General features: G+C 35.9%; 18 protein-coding genes. 10 read left to right on the plus strand and 8 right to left on the minus strand.

The genetic code is table 11. The features are described from left to right. Window position 1 precedes the first annotated feature (1 nt). The 7 genes from FJV36_RS08935 (at window position 2) to FJV36_RS08965 (ending at window position 6783) form a co-directional block, all read left to right on the plus strand. Window positions 2–877: a helix-turn-helix transcriptional regulator gene (locus FJV36_RS08935; RefSeq protein ID WP_158981019.1), complete on the plus strand. Its 876-nt coding sequence runs from the start codon at window positions 2–4 to the stop codon at window positions 875–877. 98 nt (window positions 878–975) lie between these two features. Next, on the plus strand, window positions 976–2025 hold the full coding sequence (gene hemH, locus FJV36_RS08940) for a ferrochelatase (RefSeq protein ID WP_086452797.1): 1050 nt from the start codon (window positions 976–978) through the stop codon (window positions 2023–2025). Further along, window positions 2026–3360 carry an MATE family efflux transporter gene (locus tag FJV36_RS08945; RefSeq protein ID WP_158981021.1) on the plus strand — a complete coding sequence of 445 codons (1335 nt, stop codon included), beginning with the start codon at window positions 2026–2028 and terminating at the stop codon, window positions 3358–3360. It begins immediately after the preceding gene. A 7-nt stretch (window positions 3361–3367) separates the two neighbouring features. Next, window positions 3368–3916, plus strand: a complete 549-nt coding sequence (locus tag FJV36_RS08950) for a CopD family protein (RefSeq protein WP_158730151.1) — start codon at window positions 3368–3370, stop codon at window positions 3914–3916. Window positions 3917–3969: 53 nt separating this feature from the next. Next, window positions 3970–5442: a PAS domain-containing sensor histidine kinase gene (locus FJV36_RS08955; RefSeq protein ID WP_370514400.1), complete on the plus strand. Its 1473-nt coding sequence runs from the start codon at window positions 3970–3972 to the stop codon at window positions 5440–5442. Between the two features lie 9 nt (window positions 5443–5451). Next, window positions 5452–6234 (plus strand): enoyl-CoA hydratase/isomerase family protein, encoded by a 783-nt coding sequence (locus tag FJV36_RS08960; protein WP_158981023.1) that lies wholly within the window; start codon window positions 5452–5454, stop codon window positions 6232–6234. A gap of 144 nt (window positions 6235–6378) precedes the next feature. Continuing rightward, entirely contained in the window at window positions 6379–6783 is a 405-nt protein-coding gene (locus FJV36_RS08965; RefSeq protein ID WP_144893552.1) for a hypothetical protein, read from the plus strand. 167 nt (window positions 6784–6950) lie between these two features. On the opposite strand, the gene FJV36_RS08970 is transcribed toward FJV36_RS08965, so the two are convergent. From FJV36_RS08970 to FJV36_RS08980, 3 genes are all read right to left on the minus strand, one after another. Next, window positions 6951–7604 (minus strand): HD domain-containing protein, encoded by a 654-nt coding sequence (locus FJV36_RS08970; RefSeq protein ID WP_158981025.1) that lies wholly within the window; start codon window positions 7602–7604, stop codon window positions 6951–6953. Between the two features lie 88 nt (window positions 7605–7692). After that, window positions 7693–8682 carry an acyl-ACP desaturase gene (locus FJV36_RS08975; protein WP_158981027.1) on the minus strand — a complete coding sequence of 330 codons (990 nt, stop codon included), beginning with the start codon at window positions 8680–8682 and terminating at the stop codon, window positions 7693–7695. Between the two features lie 10 nt (window positions 8683–8692). After that, window positions 8693–9427, minus strand: a complete 735-nt coding sequence (locus FJV36_RS08980; RefSeq protein WP_158728161.1) for a 1-acyl-sn-glycerol-3-phosphate acyltransferase — start codon at window positions 9425–9427, stop codon at window positions 8693–8695. 115 nt (window positions 9428–9542) lie between these two features. Between FJV36_RS08980 and rnpA the strand changes: the two genes are divergently transcribed. Genes rnpA through FJV36_RS08995 form a run of 3 tightly spaced genes read left to right on the plus strand, consistent with a single transcriptional unit; the run spans window position 9543 to window position 12435 of the window. Then, entirely contained in the window at window positions 9543–9923 is a 381-nt protein-coding gene (gene rnpA, locus FJV36_RS08985; protein ID WP_158728162.1) for a ribonuclease P protein component, read from the plus strand. 42 nt (window positions 9924–9965) lie between these two features. Further along, window positions 9966–10793, plus strand: coding sequence for a DUF4349 domain-containing protein (locus FJV36_RS08990; protein WP_158728163.1), 828 nt, complete (start codon window positions 9966–9968; stop codon window positions 10791–10793). Between the two features lie 4 nt (window positions 10794–10797). Continuing rightward, the gene (locus FJV36_RS08995; RefSeq protein WP_158981029.1) at window positions 10798–12435 is read left to right on the plus strand and encodes a S41 family peptidase; all 1638 of its coding nucleotides are present in this window, start codon (window positions 10798–10800) and stop codon (window positions 12433–12435) included. Window position 12436: 1 nt separating this feature from the next. On the opposite strand, the gene FJV36_RS09000 is transcribed toward FJV36_RS08995, so the two are convergent. From FJV36_RS09000 to FJV36_RS09020, 5 genes are all read right to left on the minus strand, one after another. Further along, the gene (locus tag FJV36_RS09000; RefSeq protein WP_158728165.1) at window positions 12437–12883 is read right to left on the minus strand and encodes a GNAT family N-acetyltransferase; all 447 of its coding nucleotides are present in this window, start codon (window positions 12881–12883) and stop codon (window positions 12437–12439) included. Between the two features lie 26 nt (window positions 12884–12909). Continuing rightward, the gene (locus tag FJV36_RS09005; protein WP_158728166.1) at window positions 12910–13896 is read right to left on the minus strand and encodes a DUF4837 family protein; all 987 of its coding nucleotides are present in this window, start codon (window positions 13894–13896) and stop codon (window positions 12910–12912) included. A 47-nt stretch (window positions 13897–13943) separates the two neighbouring features. Continuing rightward, entirely contained in the window at window positions 13944–15956 is a 2013-nt protein-coding gene (locus tag FJV36_RS09010; RefSeq protein ID WP_158981031.1) for a LysM peptidoglycan-binding domain-containing protein, read from the minus strand. Between the two features lie 285 nt (window positions 15957–16241). Next, window positions 16242–17429, minus strand: a complete 1188-nt coding sequence (gene pgk / locus FJV36_RS09015; RefSeq protein WP_158728168.1) for a phosphoglycerate kinase — start codon at window positions 17427–17429, stop codon at window positions 16242–16244. A 237-nt stretch (window positions 17430–17666) separates the two neighbouring features. Beyond that, window positions 17667–18629 carry a type IX secretion system membrane protein PorP/SprF gene (locus tag FJV36_RS09020; protein WP_158728169.1) on the minus strand — a complete coding sequence of 321 codons (963 nt, stop codon included), beginning with the start codon at window positions 18627–18629 and terminating at the stop codon, window positions 17667–17669. Window positions 18630–18631: the final 2 nt, after the last annotated feature.

The raw sequence follows: 18631 nt of genomic DNA on the forward strand, positions 1-18631 counted from the left end.
TATGAGTTCACAAGAAATTATAAAAATTGAAGACGATTTTACGCTAATTCGGTTTCAAAATGATGGTATTAACCCTTTCCATGCACAACGCGAGGTAAGCAGTGGCTTGATTCAGTTTCATTTTGGTCTAAAAGGAAGTGCTAAATTTATTTTTAATCAAGGAAATTATGCTCTAGAACTCAAAGAGGAAAAATCATTATTACTTTATAATCCACAAAAAGAATTACCTCTAAATTTAGAACTAGCTCCAAATTCTTGGGTGATATCTGTCATTATTTCAATCAAAAAATTCCATGCGCTATTCTCTACCGAGGCAGATTATATTACTTTTTTGAGCGCCGATAATAAAGATAAAAAATATTATAACGAAGGAAACATTAGCCCATCAATGGCAATAGTGCTATCGCAGTTGTTTCATTACAGCTTGCATCCATCTATAAAAAACCTATATTACAAAGGCAAAGGATATGAGTTATTGAGCCTTTATTTCAATAGAACCGAAGATCCAAATGCAGAGCAATGTCCTTTTTTAATAGATGAAGACAATGTGATCAAAATAAAAAAAGCCAAAGAAATCATTATTGCTAACATGGCTGAACCACCAGGTTTACAAGAACTAGCAGATGAAATAGGTTTGAATTTAAAAAAACTAAAAATGGGTTTCAAACAAATTTATGGTGATACTGTTTACGGATTTTTATTTGACTATAAAATGGATTTTGCTCGAAAACTACTAGATAGTGGCTCCTACAACGTAAACGAAGTGGGATTAAAAATAGGGTACAGCACCGGAAGCCATTTTATAACGGCATTCAAAAAGAAATTTGCTACCACACCCAAAAAGTATTTGATGTCCATAAACCCTAATATGCAGTAAACAATTGTTTTCGTATATTAAACAATAAATAAAAAATAGTTAATCACAAAGTATAAAAAAGCAGGTTTAGTTACTTTTGCTTCATAAAAAAAGACAAGATGAAAGGTGTATTATTAGTAAATTTAGGTTCTCCCGAAAGTCCAACTCCAAAAGATGTAAAACCGTATTTAGATGAGTTTTTAATGGACAAATATGTAATTGACGTTCCGTTTTTATTACGTGCATTACTAGTACGCGGAATCATTTTACAAACAAGACCTAAGAAATCAGCGGCGGCGTATGCTAGAATTTGGTGGGACGAAGGTTCTCCACTTGTAGTCATATCAAGAAGAATGCACGAAAAAGTACAAAAACTCGTGGATGTTCCTGTTGCTCTGGCTATGCGTTACGGCAATCCATCGCTTTTATCCGGATTACAAGAATTACACGATAAAGGGGTGACCGAAGTATTGCTTTTTCCGTTGTATCCGCAACACGCAATGGCTTCAACTACTACTATACTAGAACTGGCAGAGGAACACCGCAAAAAGTATTTCCCTGAAATGAAATTCACAATTGTTCCAGCTTTTTACAACAAACCGGATTATTTGAAAAACTTAGCTGATTCTATAAAAGGACATTTAGAAGGTTTTGATTACGATCATTTGTTGTTTTCATACCACGGAATTCCAGAACGCCACATTCGCAAAACAGACATCACCAAATCACATTGTAAAATAGATGGCTCTTGTTGCAATACACCATCACCAGCTCACGAATTTTGTTACCGACACCAATGCTACGAAACCACAAAACAAGTGGTTAAATTGCTAGGAATCCCAGAGGGAAAATACAGCCAGACCTTTCAATCACGTTTAGCGGGCGACAAATGGTTGACTCCCTACACAGACGTCGAAGTTAACAAAATGCCAAAAAACGGCATTAAAAATCTAGCTGTAGTGACACCTGCTTTTGTATCAGACTGTTTAGAGACTTTAGAGGAAATTGCTATGGAAGCCAATGAAGAATTTTTACACCACGGTGGAGAAAAATTCATGGCCATTCCTTGTTTAAATGACGATGAAGATTGGTGTAAAACAGTAGGAAACTGGATTACTACATGGACAGGCGTATCTACAACAGCAACGCTAGAAAAAACTACTGCATAAATGAATACCAGTACCGATGAGTTGGGAACGCAACCAATCAAAAAACTCTTGATTAAACAAGCGGTTCCTTCCTCTATTGGGATTCTCTTTATGTCTGTTAATATTTTGATAGACACCATATTTGTTGGGCAATGGATCGGCTCACTTGCAATTGCTGCAGTAACCGTTGTATTGCCCATCACTTTTTTAATTTCGTCATTAGGCATGGCTATTGGCGTAGGAGGCGGATCGGTTTTGTCACGTGCTTTGGGTGCAAACAACAAAGAAAAAGCATTGCAAACTTTTGGGAACCAAATAACGATGACTTTCATCCTAGCCTCAGTTTTTGTGGTATTCGGTTTGATATTTAGTGATGAAATGCTTTTACTTTTTGGGGCAAAAGGAGCCATTTTTAAACCCGCACAAGAATTTTATTTTCCTATAATCATCAGTGTTCCCTTTCTAGCATTGTGCATGATGGGCAATAATGTCATTCGGGCTGAAGGAAAGGCAAAATTTGCCATGGTAGCCATGATCATCCCAGCATTTGTAAACATTGCTCTGGATATTCTTTTTATAAAATACTTGGACATGGGTATTTTTGGCGCAGCATTGGCCACAGCCATTTCCTATACTACTTGTTTTTTATTTGTAGTGTGGTACTTTGTTTTCAAGAGTCAATTGCGATTGCATCTCAAACATTTTTCATTCAACGCATCCATTGTCAAGCAAATAACTTCCCTTAGCATTGTTACGTTTTCCAGGCAAGGTGTCGTTAGTCTTTTATCAATTTTGTTAAACCACACATTGTACACCTATGGCGGAGAACACTCCGTTGCCATTTATGGAATCATAAGCAGAATGTTAATGTTTGCTTTGTTTCCCATACTTGGAATCACACAAGGATTTTTACCTATTGCGGGTTACAATTATGGAGCTTCTAATTTTGCTCGTGTTAAGGAGAGTGTTCAGTTATCTATTTTATACGCAGCCGTTTTGGCTTCAATAATATTTGTGATTATCTTGGTATTTGCTCAACCAATTGTATCAGTTTTCACCACTGATCCCGAGGTTATAGCCCAAACACCCAATGCCTTGCGATGGGTTTTTGCAGCATCACCCATTATTGCCATTCAACTGATTGGCGCTGCTTATTTTCAAGCTATTGGCAATGCCAAAAAAGCTTTACTTTTAACGTTAAGCAAACAAGGATTTTTCCTCATCCCGCTAGTGCTCATTCTACCAAATTTTTTAGGTATTTTTGGCGTATGGATTGCTTTTCCTATTGCCGATGTTTTATCAACAGCATTGACTGGCTATTTATTAAAAAAAGAAATACATACTAAACTACTATAACGGTACTATGGAATACTATAATTACATAAAATCATTACACCTCATCTTTGTAATCACTTGGTTTGTGGGGCTTTTTAATATTGTTCGCCTATTTGTTTACCAAATTGAAGCTGCAGACAAACCTTCACCAGAAAAAGAAATTTTACAAAACCAATTCAAAATAATGACGTACCGCATGTGGTACATTATTACTTGGCCATCGGCAGTATTAGCTAGTATATTTGCATTTTGGATGTTGTTTTTCACCGATTTAGGTCGGGCGTGGCTCCAAATGCCTTGGATGCATGTCAAACTAGGATTTGTGTTTTTATTGTATTTGTACCATGCTAAATGCCACCAAATCTTTAATCAATTGCAAAGAAACGAAGTTAGATACACCTCTAATATTATGCGATTATGGAACGAAGGCGCCACAATTATACTTTTTGCCGTAGTATTTTTAGTGATTTTAAAAAATGCATTCAATTGGATTTACGGAGTAATTGGGATTATTTTATTCTCTGTCATTTTAATGCTGGGTTTCCAATTTTACAAAAAAATTAGAGAAAGAAAATAGTTGAATTTTCAGTTCCCAACCGGTACTGAGACTGAGACTGTAAACTAAAAAAAATGTTCAAAAGCTTCAAAATAGCAATGCTTTCCTTGCGGATTAGGATTTTCCTGTCCATGATTGTATTGATATTGATGGCCTCCGTTATTTTAGCTTCGATTTCGATCATTCAATTTAAAAACGAAGCCAAAGAATACCACCAAGAGCGACTGGAACGGAACGAAAATGCGGTTAAACAGCACATCAATTTTATTCTCTCAACCACTACTTATCCCTTAACGGCAGCAAACCTAGACCTCATTTTTAAGGATAAAATTCATGAATTGGCACACATTCATAATGTCGAAATTAATATTTACAGCCTTAACGGTCAGTTATTAAAATCTTCCAAAGAATCTTTTTCGGTTGATAAAGTAGCGCCACCAGTACCCAAATACATTTTGAAACTGGTGCGTTCCTCCATTGAAAAAAGGTACGTAGACATTAAAACCATTGACGGCAAAAAAAATCGTTCGGCTTTTAGCCAAATCAAAGATGATAAATTCAAGCCACTCGGGATTTTAAACTTACCTTATGTAGAAGACGATGGATATTATGAAAATGAACTTAAAAATTTCTTGGTAAGACTTGGTCAGGTGTATACTTTTATGTTACTCATGGCCTTTGCTTTAGCGTACTTCTTATCGTCTTACATTACAAAATCTTTGAAAACCATTTCGGATAAATTAAGTGAAACCAGTTTAAACCAAAAAAACGAAAAAATTGTTTTGGAGGCCAATAGTAAAGAAATTAATTTACTCATCAAGGCGTATAATGCCATGGTAGATGAACTGGAGAAAAGCGCCATCAAACTAGCACAAAGTGAGCGCGAAGAAGCCTGGAGAGAAATGGCAAAACAAGTAGCCCATGAAATTAAAAATCCGCTTACGCCAATGAGACTCACGGTTCAAAGCTTTCAACGCAAGTTTGACCCATTGGATGCCAATGTAAAACAGAAAATGAACGACTACTCTGAAACGCTCATTCAGCAAATTGACACCATGAGTGCGGTCGCTTCGGCCTTTTCTAACTTTGCTTCCATGCCTGCCCAACAAAATGAAACCCTGAATGTAGTTGAAGTTGTAGAGCTTACCATGGATATTTTTAATGAAGATTATGTTGAATTTCAAAGCGAGTCTCCAGAGATTATCTCAAAAATTGACCGTACACAATTGATTCGAGTTATTACCAATCTTGCTAAAAACGCTATTCAATCTATACCGGAGCAACAAGAACTTAAAAAAGTACTTGTAAAAATAAAAAAAGAAGACAATAACGTACTCATAACCGTATCAGATAACGGAATAGGAATACAAGCCAGCGATGCGCATAGGATTTTTGAACCTAAATTTACCACCAAAAGTAGCGGGATGGGTCTTGGTCTTGGAATTATAAAAAACATTATCGAAAATTACAAAGGAACGATTATCTTTGAATCTGAATTTGGCAAAGGAACCACATTCATTGTGTCGCTCCCCATCATAAACTCTTAAAAAACACTTATGAACTACGAAAATATTTTGGTTACTACCCAAGAAAACATTGCTACTTTAACCATCAATAGACCTACAAAGTTGAATGCTTTGAATGTGGCAACCATTTCTGATTTGAACAAAGCCTTTAAATTATTGTCAAAAAACAATGAGATTCGTGCTATTATTTTAACAGGGAGTGGCGAAAAAGCTTTTGTTGCAGGAGCTGATATTTCAGAATTTGCAAATTTCTCCATTGAACAAGGATCCCAACTTGCAGCTGAAGGTCAAGAAAAATTATTTGATTTTATCGAAAATTTAAAAACACCTGTTATTGCAGCCGTAAATGGTTTTGCGCTAGGCGGCGGATTAGAATTGGCCATGGCCTGTCATTTTAGAGTAGCCTCTGCAAATGCCAAGATGGGATTACCAGAAGTATCGCTAGGAGTGATCCCTGGATACGGAGGAACACAACGCCTACCACAACTAGTAGGAAAAGGACGTGCTATGGAAATGATTATGACTGCCGGAATGGTTACTGCAGATGAAGCTTATAGAATAGGACTGGTAAACCATGTGGTTCCAGAAAACGAACTAATAGAATTTTGTACCAATATCGCCAATAAGATCATTAAGAACTCTCCATACGCTATTGGCAAAGCCATAAAAGCGGTTAATGCTAACTTCAAAGAAGGTAAAAATGGATACGAAACAGAGATCAAATCCTTTGGGAAATGTTTTGGAACTGAAGATTTTAAAGAAGGAACAACGGCTTTCTTAGAGAAAAGAAAAGCAGTTTTTACTGGAAAATAAAAATAAGAGAGAACCAGATTGGTTCTCTTTTTAGTTTAAACACACCTTGTTTTAAATAATTTTTTTCACAAAAAGGATTTGTTTGCCGCACAAGGCTTAGTTTTGCATTTCATTTGTGATTATTTCACTCTTTAAATTCTAATTATGTCCTTCCAACCTGTATTTGATCTGTTCTGGGAAAAAGTAAAAGAAAGTATCGATAACTATACGTATGCAAAGTTAACCCTAGCCAAAACCATTGGTGATACAGAATTGAAAAATATTTATGTGCGTCCTGTTCTACAAGAAAACGATGTGTTTTGTATGTCCATAACGGCGCGCTACAAAACCGAAGAAATAGAAAGTTTCCATACCCTTGACGAGGCGTTTATTGTATTGGCTCCGTATATGAACAACCCTTTTTTAACGGCTTTACTCTTCACCACAGAAAACGACATTACGTTTAAACTCAATAAAAAAAGAGTCGGCACAATCATTGAGCAAGCACCTACCTTTAAAAACGCATCGGATGTGATTCTAGAAATGAAAGAAAAAGGGATTTCAGCATAAAATTTTTGATAACAAATGCTGGTTTTAAAGTTTAAAACCAGCATTTGTCAAAACACAGCTGGATGAATTGGTAGGACGCATATATTGCAAGTCCTAATTACATTTTTTTTGAATGATAACAATCTCAAAAACAGCAAACTGCAAACTGTATACTGTACACTGCTAACTTACTTCTCCCCTTCCCATTCTACATAAAACTGAGCTAGAAAACCTTCCATGTATTGGTGTCTTTCATGCGCTATCTTCTTTCCCGTTTCGGTATTCATTTTATCTTTTAAGAGCAAAAGCTTTTCGTAGAAATGATTTATTGTAGGAGCATTATTCTTTTTGTATTCTTCCTTCGTCATGCTGGTGTTTGGAGCTATTTCAGGGTCATACAACGCTCTATTTTTAAAACCTCCATAATTGAATGCTCTGGCAATTCCTATGGCTCCAATGGCGTCTAAACGATCCGCGTCCTGAACCACATCTAGTTCAATTGAGGAAAACTTTCGTTCAACATTACCACCTTTAAAGGAGATGTTTTCAATAATTTGAACCACGTGCATAATAATTTCCTCGTCAACATGTTCCGATTCTAGAAATTTTCGAGCAACTCTAGGCCCTACCGTTTCATCCCCATCGTGAAATTTACTATCGGCAATATCATGCAGCAACGCACCAAGCTGGGCAACAGTACTATCACAAGTTTCCATGCTAGCAATTAGCACTGTATTTTTAAACACTCTTTCGATATGAAACCAATCGTGTCCGCCCTCGGCATTTTTTAATTCTTCTTTTACAAAAAGAATCGTCTTGTTTATCAAATCAGGATTTGTCATTGTATCTTTTGTTTTTAAAAAAAATGTTGAACTTTAAAGCTTTAAAACTTTAAAATCCAACATTTATATTGGGTATTCGTAGGATTAATTAGCGTATTAAGGCTGGCTCAACCCATTTGAAAATGTGAGATTCTTGAGGAATTACCAAACGCTCAGAGATTTTAGCCATTCTAGAAGGCAATTTCATCAAATAGTCACGTGCTTTTTCAGCTTCATCTGTTAAACCACCTATTTTATCAATTTCCCACTTGTCAATTAATTTTCGCATAATTTCAACATAGTCTACTGCGGTATACACCCCAATACGCTGTGCAGAATCAGAAAACTGTTCAAAAGCGGTACTTATTTTTTCACCAGATTCTCTCAAGAAATGAGCCGGCATCACAATTTTTGCTTTCATCATGTATTGAAAAGCAAGCATCATTTCGCTTGGGTCAATTTGGAAAATTCGGTTTACAAACTCACTATATGCATGATGGTGACGCATTTCATCGCCTGCAATCATTTTGCACATTTTAGAAAGTTTGTTGTCTCCGTATTTTTTAGCTATTTGAGCTACTCTGTTATGTGAAACATAGGTAGCTAGTTCTTGAAAACTAGTGTAGATAAAGTTTTTGTAAGGATCTCTACCAGTACCAATATCAAAACCATCATTGATCAAGTGCTGTGTAGTCATTTCTACTTCGCGCATGTTTACACGACCGGATAAGTATAAGTACTTGTTTAATAAATCACCATGACGGTTTTCCTCACCTGTCCATTGTCTGATCCATTTAGACCATCCGTTACGCTCCACATTATCTATTCCTTCTACATCCATAAGCCAAGACTCATAGGTAGGCAACGCTTCCTCTGTAATGGTATCACCAACTAGTGTTACCCAGAAATCATAAGGCAAATCTTTAGCAATTTCACGTAGTTCTTTTACTTCATCAAAAAAAGTATCGCTCTGGGAATCTGGCAAAAAATCTGTGGGTTGCCATATCTTCTCTACAGGAATAAGATACTGATCGACAAAGCTATCTACGTTTTTCTCTAAAAACTGCATTACTTCTAATCGAATGTTTTTTATTGACATTTTATATAAATTAAATTTTTATTCCATTCACAACGGCTGTTTCGGTTTTCACCATCAAATCAGCAAAATCATATTCGCTTACAGCAAGCGGTTCGTGCACTACAAAGGTAAGATGATTTCCTAAACCAACGGGAAAAAAACCAAATTTTACCATTTTCCAAGAGTTGTTAATGCTTACCGGAACTACGTAGGCCGATGGGGCATTCTTGCACAGCATTTTTAATCCTGTTAGTGAGAACTCTTTTGGTTTCCCTGTTTTACTTCGGGTTCCTTCTGGAAAAATAACCGCAGAACGCTTGTGCTTTTCTATATACTCTGATAAACTTCTTATGGCAGGGATAGCTTGTTTGGGATCTTTTCTATCAATAAGTACAGAACCTCCATGGCGTAAATTATAGGATACACTTGGTATTCCTTTACCTAATTCTTTCTTACTCACAAATTTACAATGAAAACGTCTAAAATACCAAATCATTGCAATAATATCGTACATACTTTGATGGTTGCACACAAAAATCAAGGGTACATCCTTTGGGATGATATCTCTATTTGTAAAAGTGTACGTAGTTCCAAGCAAATTAGTGCATTTTACCAAGCAAAAATTTAAATAATCCACACTCTTTTTATGCGCTTGGTAGCCAAAAACGTTGAAACAAACCCATTGAATAGGATGAAAAACAAGTAATGTCAGACTAAAACAGAAATAATAAACAACAGATATAGGGTACGAAATTATTTTTTGCATGCTTCAAAAATTTCTGCAAAAGTAATAAATATATTTTTAGCGGTATTTCATCTAGAATAAGTCGCAAAAAACAGCTTTAATTGTACCTTTGCTATCCAAAATACGTTCCCTATATATGAATTTCAAGTACCCTAAAACCGAAAAACTAAAAAGCAAAATAACCATTGGTCTATTATTTACTGAGGGTAAATCCGTATCCAAATATCCGTTGCGATTGGTATACAAAGCAGGTACTTTTGGCGAAAGTGAAAAAATAAAAATAGGCGTTTCCGTATCTAAAAAGAATTTTAAAAAAGCTGTAGACCGCAATTATTTCAAACGCGTACTGCGCGAAACCTATCGTCTAAATAAACATTTGTTGCTTGATAATCTTGATCAACCGTATTCCTTCATGTTTTTTTATCAAACCAAAGACCGGTTGACTTACCAAGAAATCAATACTAAAACTGTTCAATTGTTTGAAAAGTTTTTGCTACAAATAAAAAAAGAAGAGTAGCAATTCTATTTTTTGTATTTTTAGCATTAAAACAACCTATTTATGAAGTCAATACTCTTATTTATTCTTGTACTCTTGTGTTTGGGGAGTTGTAAAAAAGAAGAAGCTGAATTAGATATGAAAATCACAGCTGTTAAACTTCCCGCAAAAAGAGAATCTGGACAAAATGGCAACTACAGTGCTGATAAAATGGACTCGCCTGAAAAAGAAAAAACAGAACAAAAAATCATCAAAACAGGTAACCTTCGTTTTGAAACCAATGATTTAGAAGCTACATATGCCCAAATACAAAATGCAGTAAAAAATAGTAAAGCAACGATCCAAAACGACAATGAAGGCAAAGATTACGAGTCGGTTTTTAGAAATCTAACGGTTCGTGTACCAAGCCAAAACTTTGATGTTTTTATAGCTTCCATTTCAAAAGGAGTTGCGTATTTTGACACTAAAGAAATAACTTCACAGGATGTCACTGCTGAATTTATAGACCTTGATGCCCGATTAAAAGCAAAAAAAGTATTAGAAAACCGATATCTGGAACTTTTGAAAAAAGCAAACAAGGTTACCGAAATGCTAGAAATTGAAAAACAACTTTCGGCTATTCGCGAAGAGATTGAAGCCAAAGAAGGGCAATTGAACTACATGCAAAATCAAGTTTCTTATAGCACCATCACTGTAGAATTTTATAGATCTATTGCCGAAGCTAGTGGCGCTACTGAATCATATGGAACAAAAATTTGGACTGCCATCAAATCAGGGTTCAATAGTCTTTCGAGTTTGTTTATCAATTTACTCAGCATTTGGCCGTTTATCCTCATTATGATTGCTTTAGGTTACTTTATTAGAAAACGATTTAAGTCAAAAAAAATATAAAAACATGTATTCTTTCCTCAAAAAAAAATTCATATTACCCGTTGTTGCTTCGGCATTTTTATTCATTGGAAGCAGTTTCAAAGATGATTTCTTCGAAATTGCCAAACAAATCGAAATCTTTACCACGCTTTTCAAAGAATTGAACCGCAATTATGTAGATGAGACTAATCCAGGCGAGTTAATGGACAAAGCCATTAAGGCCATGTTGGCTAACTTAGATCCGTACACGGTCTATTTTAACGAGCAGGATGTTGTGAAGTTTAAAATCAACAATACGGGTGAATATACCGGAATAGGTGCCGTACTTACCCGCAAAGAAGACAAATTAATCATAAAAGAACCGTATAAAAATTTCCCTGCTGACAAAGCCGGTTTAAAAGCAGGTGATGAGATCATTCAAATAGGTGATGTGCTTTTATCAGATTTCAAGGATGATGCCTCGCAATTACTCAAGGGGTCTAAAAATACCAAAATCACAGTAAAATACCTCAGACAAGGCAAACCGAATACCACACAAATTGTACTAGATGAAGTAGAAATTAAATCGGTACCATTTTTTGCAAAAATAGATGATAAAACGGGTTACATTGTCTTGTCTCATTTTAACAAAAAAGCCTCTTTTGAAACCAAAGAAGCACTAGAACAACTCAAAAAAGAAGGTGCTGAACGCATTATTCTGGATGTAAGAGACAATCCAGGCGGGTTACTGAACGAAGCCGTAAATATTTGCAATTTATTTGTAGCCAAAAACGAGACTATTGTAACTACAAAGTCTAAAATTGAAAAACACAATACCACGTATAAAACCACCAGAGAACCTGCAGACTTGGACATACCTTTGATTGTTTTGGTAAACGGCCGTAGTGCCTCCGCTTCAGAAATTGTTGCAGGTGCGTTACAGGACCTAGATCGAGCGGTAGTGGTAGGAAGTCGTAGTTTTGGGAAAGGATTGGTACAGCGTCCTGTTGATTTAACTTATGGAACCCAACTCAAAGTAACCATTTCGCGCTACTATACTCCTTCTGGAAGATGCATTCAAGCATTGGATTATTCTAAAAAAGACAAAAACGGAATGGCTTTAAAGACCGAAGAGAAGAACTTTAACGCTTTTAAAACCCGTAAAGGAAGAACTGTGTATGACGGCGGAGGTATTCAACCTGATGTAGTTTTAGAAGAAACCAAATCTAGTCCTATCACAAACGCCTTGCTTCGCAACGACGGAATCTTTAACTACGTAACCAGTTATTATTACAAAAACCAATCTATAGGAAATCAAATTCCGGTGATCAGTGATGCTGATTATGCCGACTTTAAAAATTATTTAAAAGCTCAAAAATTCTCCTTTGATACAGAAACCGAAGTGGCTTTGAAAAATACTTTGGCTGTAGCCAAAAAAGAAAAGTTAGACGAATCCATTCAAGTAGAGTACCAGCAATTATTGACCACCTTGCAAAAATCTGAAAATGCATTGCTAGACAAACATCAAAAAGAAATCAAGGGCTTAATGGTTGATGAAATTATCAAACGTTTTCAATACCAAGAAGGTTTGTATCAATATTACACCAAAAACAACATCGAAATCAAGAAAGCAACGACACTTTTAAACGATGCCGCTGCCTACAAAACGATCTTAAAAATGTAACTTACTGTTTTTGCATTTCTATGTGTGGGATATCATCTTCAAGATACATCTCACTGGTTTGTACAAAACCGTGGCTTTCGTAAAACTTTTTTAGGTACAACTGGGCTCCTATTGTGATTTGGCTTTCGCCAAAATGTTTCGCTATGCCCTCAATAGCCTCTCGCATCAGGTCATGTCCCCATTTGCGATCACGGTAATTGGCATGAATAGTAACCCTACCTATTGAGGCAAAATCAAAACTTATTCCGGGTTGAAACAATCTAGAATGAGCCACTATTTTTCCGTCATAAACGCCTATAAGGTGTAAGGCTACTTTATCTTTACCGTCTAAGTCAAGGTACACACAGTTTTGCTCAACTACAAAGATCTCGCTTCGTAACTTTAAAATATCATATAACTCAAAAACTGTAAGTGCATCAAAGGCTTTAATTTCCCATTGTAGTGTCATGTGCCGTTTTTTTATGCAAATTAAAGCTATTTACGCTTCTTTTTTATAATCTGTGCCGATTTTATAATGGACTCTAATTCGTGCATTAAATCCCTTTTATCTTTTGAAGGTGAATAACAAAAACCTTCTAAAACTAGCAATCGGTTGTATGTAGTGTCTACTATTGCATAATTGATAAAAGGACCTGACATAAAATCATTATTAAGTTGCCAAGTTCCCTTAGTTTCATAAGCGTTGTATTTATTGAGTTTTGTCTTAAAAAAATAAGGAGAATACGCCTCCTCTGTAATCATGTTGGTATGCGGTTCTTTACCGCTGATATACAAGCTGCCTATAGAATCACGCAATTGAATCACCTTTGCACTACAATTTTTATCGTTCCTATATTTTTCTAGAGGAACTTGGTAGAGCAAGAGACTAGTGTTTCCGCCAATAAATTCTTTTTTGAGCCACAAAAAATTTCTTTTTTGTAAAACATACACATAACCTGTAGGAACTTGAATAGCCGTATGAAACTTATTCTCAATAATTTTAGGATCCAGTAAAGATTGTTTGTTTATTTTTTGGCTCGCCGCAATTTCAGCATTTTTAATCATCCTGATCATTTGGGGTACATTTTGCTCCATGATTGTCACAATATCACCTACTGTTCTTCCTGAAATATGAAAAACATTTTGAGGACTAGCATATTGATTTTTCTTGATTTCAAATTTATTCTCTTCCGTTTTCTTTACCACAATAATGGCTCTGGTATCGGTCATGAAACCTTCTAAAAGTTTAACTGGATATTGATTGATGTTAAAAAGAGGTTCTTCCTGCGGCAAACCTATTACGGGCGCAGCAAATTTATTCCTGATCGTATCCCCCACCTCGCCATTCCATAACTGATCTTCAATAATCACCGATATGGTGTTGATTTTACCTGTAGTGATACGCGGCAACGAGCTGTTATCCTTTTGACAAGAAAACATAGAAAGTGCCGCAAAAATGAAGAAACAATAAAATCGATGCATTGTTGGGTGTTGTTTAGTAAAACCCAAATATAAAGAACAAAGCCGTATTATCCGTTTATTTTTAACTTCATACCTGGTTTGATATCTTCACCACTAATACCGTTCCACTTTTTCAAATCATTGATGGTTACACCCGGATATTTTTTTGAAATACTAAATAAGGAATCTCCTTTTTTTACAAAATATTCTGAAGCAGTTTTTGCAGCAGACGTATTTTTCTTTGTTTTAAAAGAATCTACAGTTGCTTTATCAGTATTGATTGCTATTTCATCTTTGGCAACAATAAGAGATTTTCCTATAGTAATCGTATTATCAGGCAGATTATTCCATGATTTTAATTCGGGCACCGTGGCGCCAAATTTAGTTGCAATTGCACCTAAATTATCTCCTTTTAATACAACATACTCAACATCTTTGCGCAGTACACTTGCTGCTGCATCTTGTTTTACATCCGTTTCTTTAGGACTTACTTGCAATGCAACTCCCTTTTGGACAGTCTCTGTGCTAAGGCTATTCCATTTTTGAATGTCGGCAATAGTAACATCATGCTTTTTAGCAATACTTCCCAAGTTATCACCTTTTTGAACTACATAACTTATAGCGGTGTGAGACGCATCAACAGCCTTTTCATCTTTATTTACTTTGTTTTCTGCCAATGCTGTGTTTTTAGAAACCGCATTTTTAGGTTCAAACTTTAGTTCTTTTGCAACTGTAGGATCTGTATTAATTTTTAAACTTCGCCCGTACGCAATAGTGTTGCCCTTAATCCTATTCCATCTTTTTATCTCGGCAATGGTAACTCCATATTTCTCAGCTACATTGGCTAAATTGTCACCTTTTTTAACTTTGTGATACAAGCTTTTGGTTGCAGCAAGAATAGCAGTATTCGCTTTTACACTGTCTTTAACTACATTAGCTTTTGCTAACATAAAGGGTTTTTCATTTTTATCTTTTTGGTACTGTGCGTAGGCATATATTTTATCTTCATTCGACGTAAAAACGGCTACTTTTTCTTGTGGCAATCTTAAAAAATGCGTTTGATCGTGATAAAAAGGAACCACGTTTAACTTATACGAAGGATTTAAAACCTGTAACTGTGCTACTGTCACATCCAGTAATTCCGATAGTTGCTTGAATGAAATTTGACGTTTAATCATTACCGTATCAGTAGCAAAGTGTTTAATCTTGGCCCTTTTAGGAACAATACCATGTTCTTTATGGTATTCATAAATATACATAGTTGCCAAAAAAGCAGGTACATAGCCTTGTGTTTCTCGGGGTAAATTTTTTCGAATATTCCAATAATTCTGTTGTCCGCCTGAACGTCTGATGGCTTTGGCAACGTTTCCTGGTCCAGAGTTGTAGGCTGCCAAAACCAAATCCCAATCTCCAAACATCTTGTACATATTGGTCATGTACTGTGTTGCTGCATTACTAGATTTCAATGGGTCACTTCTTTCATCTACATACGAATCTATTTTAAGACCGTACTGTTTTCCGGTTTGGTACATGAACTGCCACAATCCTGTAGCGCCCATTCGGGAAACCGCTTTTGGATTTAAGGCGGACTCAACCACTGCAAGATACTTAATTTCGAGTGGGACATTTTGCTTTGCCAACGCTTCCTCCATTAGCGGAAAATAATACTCAGAAACTGCCATGAGGCGTTCAAAGGATTTTTTCCTATTCTTTAAAAAAGATTTGATTAGGTTTTCTAATCCCGGATTGTACTCAATATTAAAAGGTGACTTTGCATCCATGGCTGCCAGTCTTTTCTTGAGTAAATCTGTAGGTAACTCAAAGTCTACGGCTAGATCAAGATTCGTGTTTTTTATATCCTCAGAGAATGAAGAAAACAAATCCAAATCGGTAAGTTCTTTCATCCATAAACTATCTACGCGAGAAGCAACTTTATCACGAACAAAAGTTTTCTTGATGGAATCAAGGTACGAGATTTTAGATTCAATTTTTAAAATTGATTTGGTTTCAATGGCTTCTTGCGCAAACAAGCTGGCCGAAAACCAAGAAAATATTACAATTGTGGTATTTTTTATATTCATATTTTTACGATCAAAGACCTATATTTCAAATGATTACAAAGCTAGATTTACAAACTTAATAGGTTTTTTCTAAAAACCGTCTTTAAAAACTGTTAAAAATGAAATAATTGATACATTTATAAGGAAAATCTATTGATTTAAGAAAGAAAATGAGATACTACAACTTATTTACCCGCAAAAATAAAAAACCTCAACAACATTTTTTGTTGTTGAGGCCTAGTCACTAATTAGTATCATGTAGCCAATACTAGATCGTTTTACTACAATAAACTAATGTTATAATATTTATTCTAATATGGCTGCAATACCTGGAAGTACTCTACCTTCTAGCATCTCGAGCATGGCTCCACCTCCCGTAGAAACATAACTTACTTTGTCTTCCAATCCAAATTGCTTCACTGCGGCTACAGAGTCGCCGCCGCCCACAAGTGAAAACGCTCCATTGGCAGTAGCCTCAGCAATATAATTCCCTAACGTGATGGTTCCATTTGCAAAATTTTCCATTTCAAAAACACCTAGTGGACCATTCCACAATATCGTTTTAGATTCCATTATCACTTCTTTAAAAAGTTCTAATGATTTAGGTCCAGCATCAAGACCTTGCCATCCATCAGGTATATTATTTACATCCACCACTTGCGTTTGAGCATCATTTGCAAAAGCATCAGCCGCTATAACATCAACAGGAATATGAATTTGAACGCCTTTTTCTTTAGCTAAACGCAAAATTTCTAGTGCTAAGTCTTGTTTGTCATCTTCGCAAATAGAGTTCCCTATTTTACCTCCTAGTGCTTTGACAAAAGTAAAAGTCATTCCACCGCCTATGATCATGTGGTCTACTTTATCTAAAATATTTTCGATCACAGTGATTTTAGATGAAACTTTAGAACCACCCAAAACCGCAGTAACTGGTTTCTCGCTGTTTTTCAACACTTTATTCAAGCTTTCAATTTCTTTGGCAAGCAACAATCCAAAACATTTGTCCTCTGGAAAAAATTGTGCGATGATCGTAGTAGAAGCATGTGCTCTATGTGCTGTACCAAATGCATCATTCACATAAATATCTCCAAGACTGGCTAATTCTTTTGCAAAGGCTACGTCTCCTGCCTCTTCCTCTGGATGAAAGCGTAAATTTTCAAGAACCAATACGGCTCCTGGCTGCAAGTTTTTTGCCGCCTCTTGCGCCACTTCGCCTACACAGTTAGAAGCAAATTGAACAGCAACACCCAAAATTTCAGAAGTGGTTTGGACAATATGTTGCAATGAATACTTGGCTTCAACTCCTTTTGGACGTCCTAAATGTGACATTAAAATTACGCTGCCTCCTTGTGCTAAAATAGCATCAATAGTAGGCTTAGCAGCCTCTATACGAGTGGTATCGGTTACTTGAAATTGCTCGTCAAGAGGTACGTTAAAATCTACTCGAATGAGTGCTTTCCTATTTTTAAAATCGAAATCGTGTACAGTTTTCATGTGTATGTTGTTAGGGTTTAATATTCCAAGGTGAAACAAATATAGTACTTTTAGGATGGGAACAAATTGATGAAAACCGAAAATCTATTTAAGTTACTAACGAAAACGTTATCATTCAAGATGGTAAACAAAAATGGTTAGGCGCACAAGTTACCTTGGCGGCAAGCCTTGCCACCAAAACAAAAAAAATCCGATTGTAAGTACAATCGGATTTTGAATATGTTTACTATGAATTGTTTAATCAATAATTGGGTTCTGCGTGCAAGGGCAATCGCTTACGCCTTGAAGGAAGTCAAGCCCTATAGTCACAACGTGTGTCCCTGAGTTAAAGCTCCCCAAACGGTTCAAAATTAATTGATAGGAATACCCAAAATAAAAATTTGATTTCTTGAATCCTAGCATAGGTCCTACATTAAGGGGTTTACCAATTTGATCGTTTAAGAATCTATAAGAAGCACCTGCCCAAATATAATCGTCATTACGATCGTACTTACGGTATTTTATATTGAGATCCGTACTAGAACGTTTATCACTGGCAAAATATTGGTAATACACTGAAGGTTCAAACTCTGACCTATTGTAGGTTCTACTTCTAAAAACATATCCTGAATAAACTTGATAATTCCGAACCAAGCTTGGCTCTACACCACTAAATTGATCAATGTCTTTGCTTAAAATGTTACTGGCATTGAAACTCACATAATAATCCTTTTTACGGTATAAGAAACCCAGATCAAAGTTGTTGTTGGCCACAAACCTGTTGTTATTAATCGTGGGATCAATAACGGTAGGCTGCAACGCATCAACATCAATTTTAAAGGTGTTTAAGTTGTATGAGATACCAAAGGACAGATACTGCTTAGAATAATAATCTAAAATTATATGATGTGCAAATGAAGCTTTGATACCTTGTTGCATTGTGCTTCCATTTCTATCATTGTAAATAGAAACTCCCACACCCGATTGATCCGCTACTCTAAAATCAGCATAAATCGATTGGTTATCTGGAGCGCCCTTAATTCCTACCCATTGCGTTAAACCATTTGCACGAATCCTCAAGTTATCCCCAATACCGGCAAAAGTAGGAGAAACTACAAATGGGTTATCCGCAAGATATTGCGTAAAAACGGGCAAGTTTAACTCTTGGCTGTGGCTTGAAACCACAACCAAGAGCAACATTGAAAGGATGATTTTTTTCATTT

The organism is Flavobacterium sp. I-STPP5a (assembly GCF_009764685.1).
Taxonomy (GTDB): Bacteria; Bacteroidota; Bacteroidia; order Flavobacteriales; family Flavobacteriaceae; genus Flavobacterium.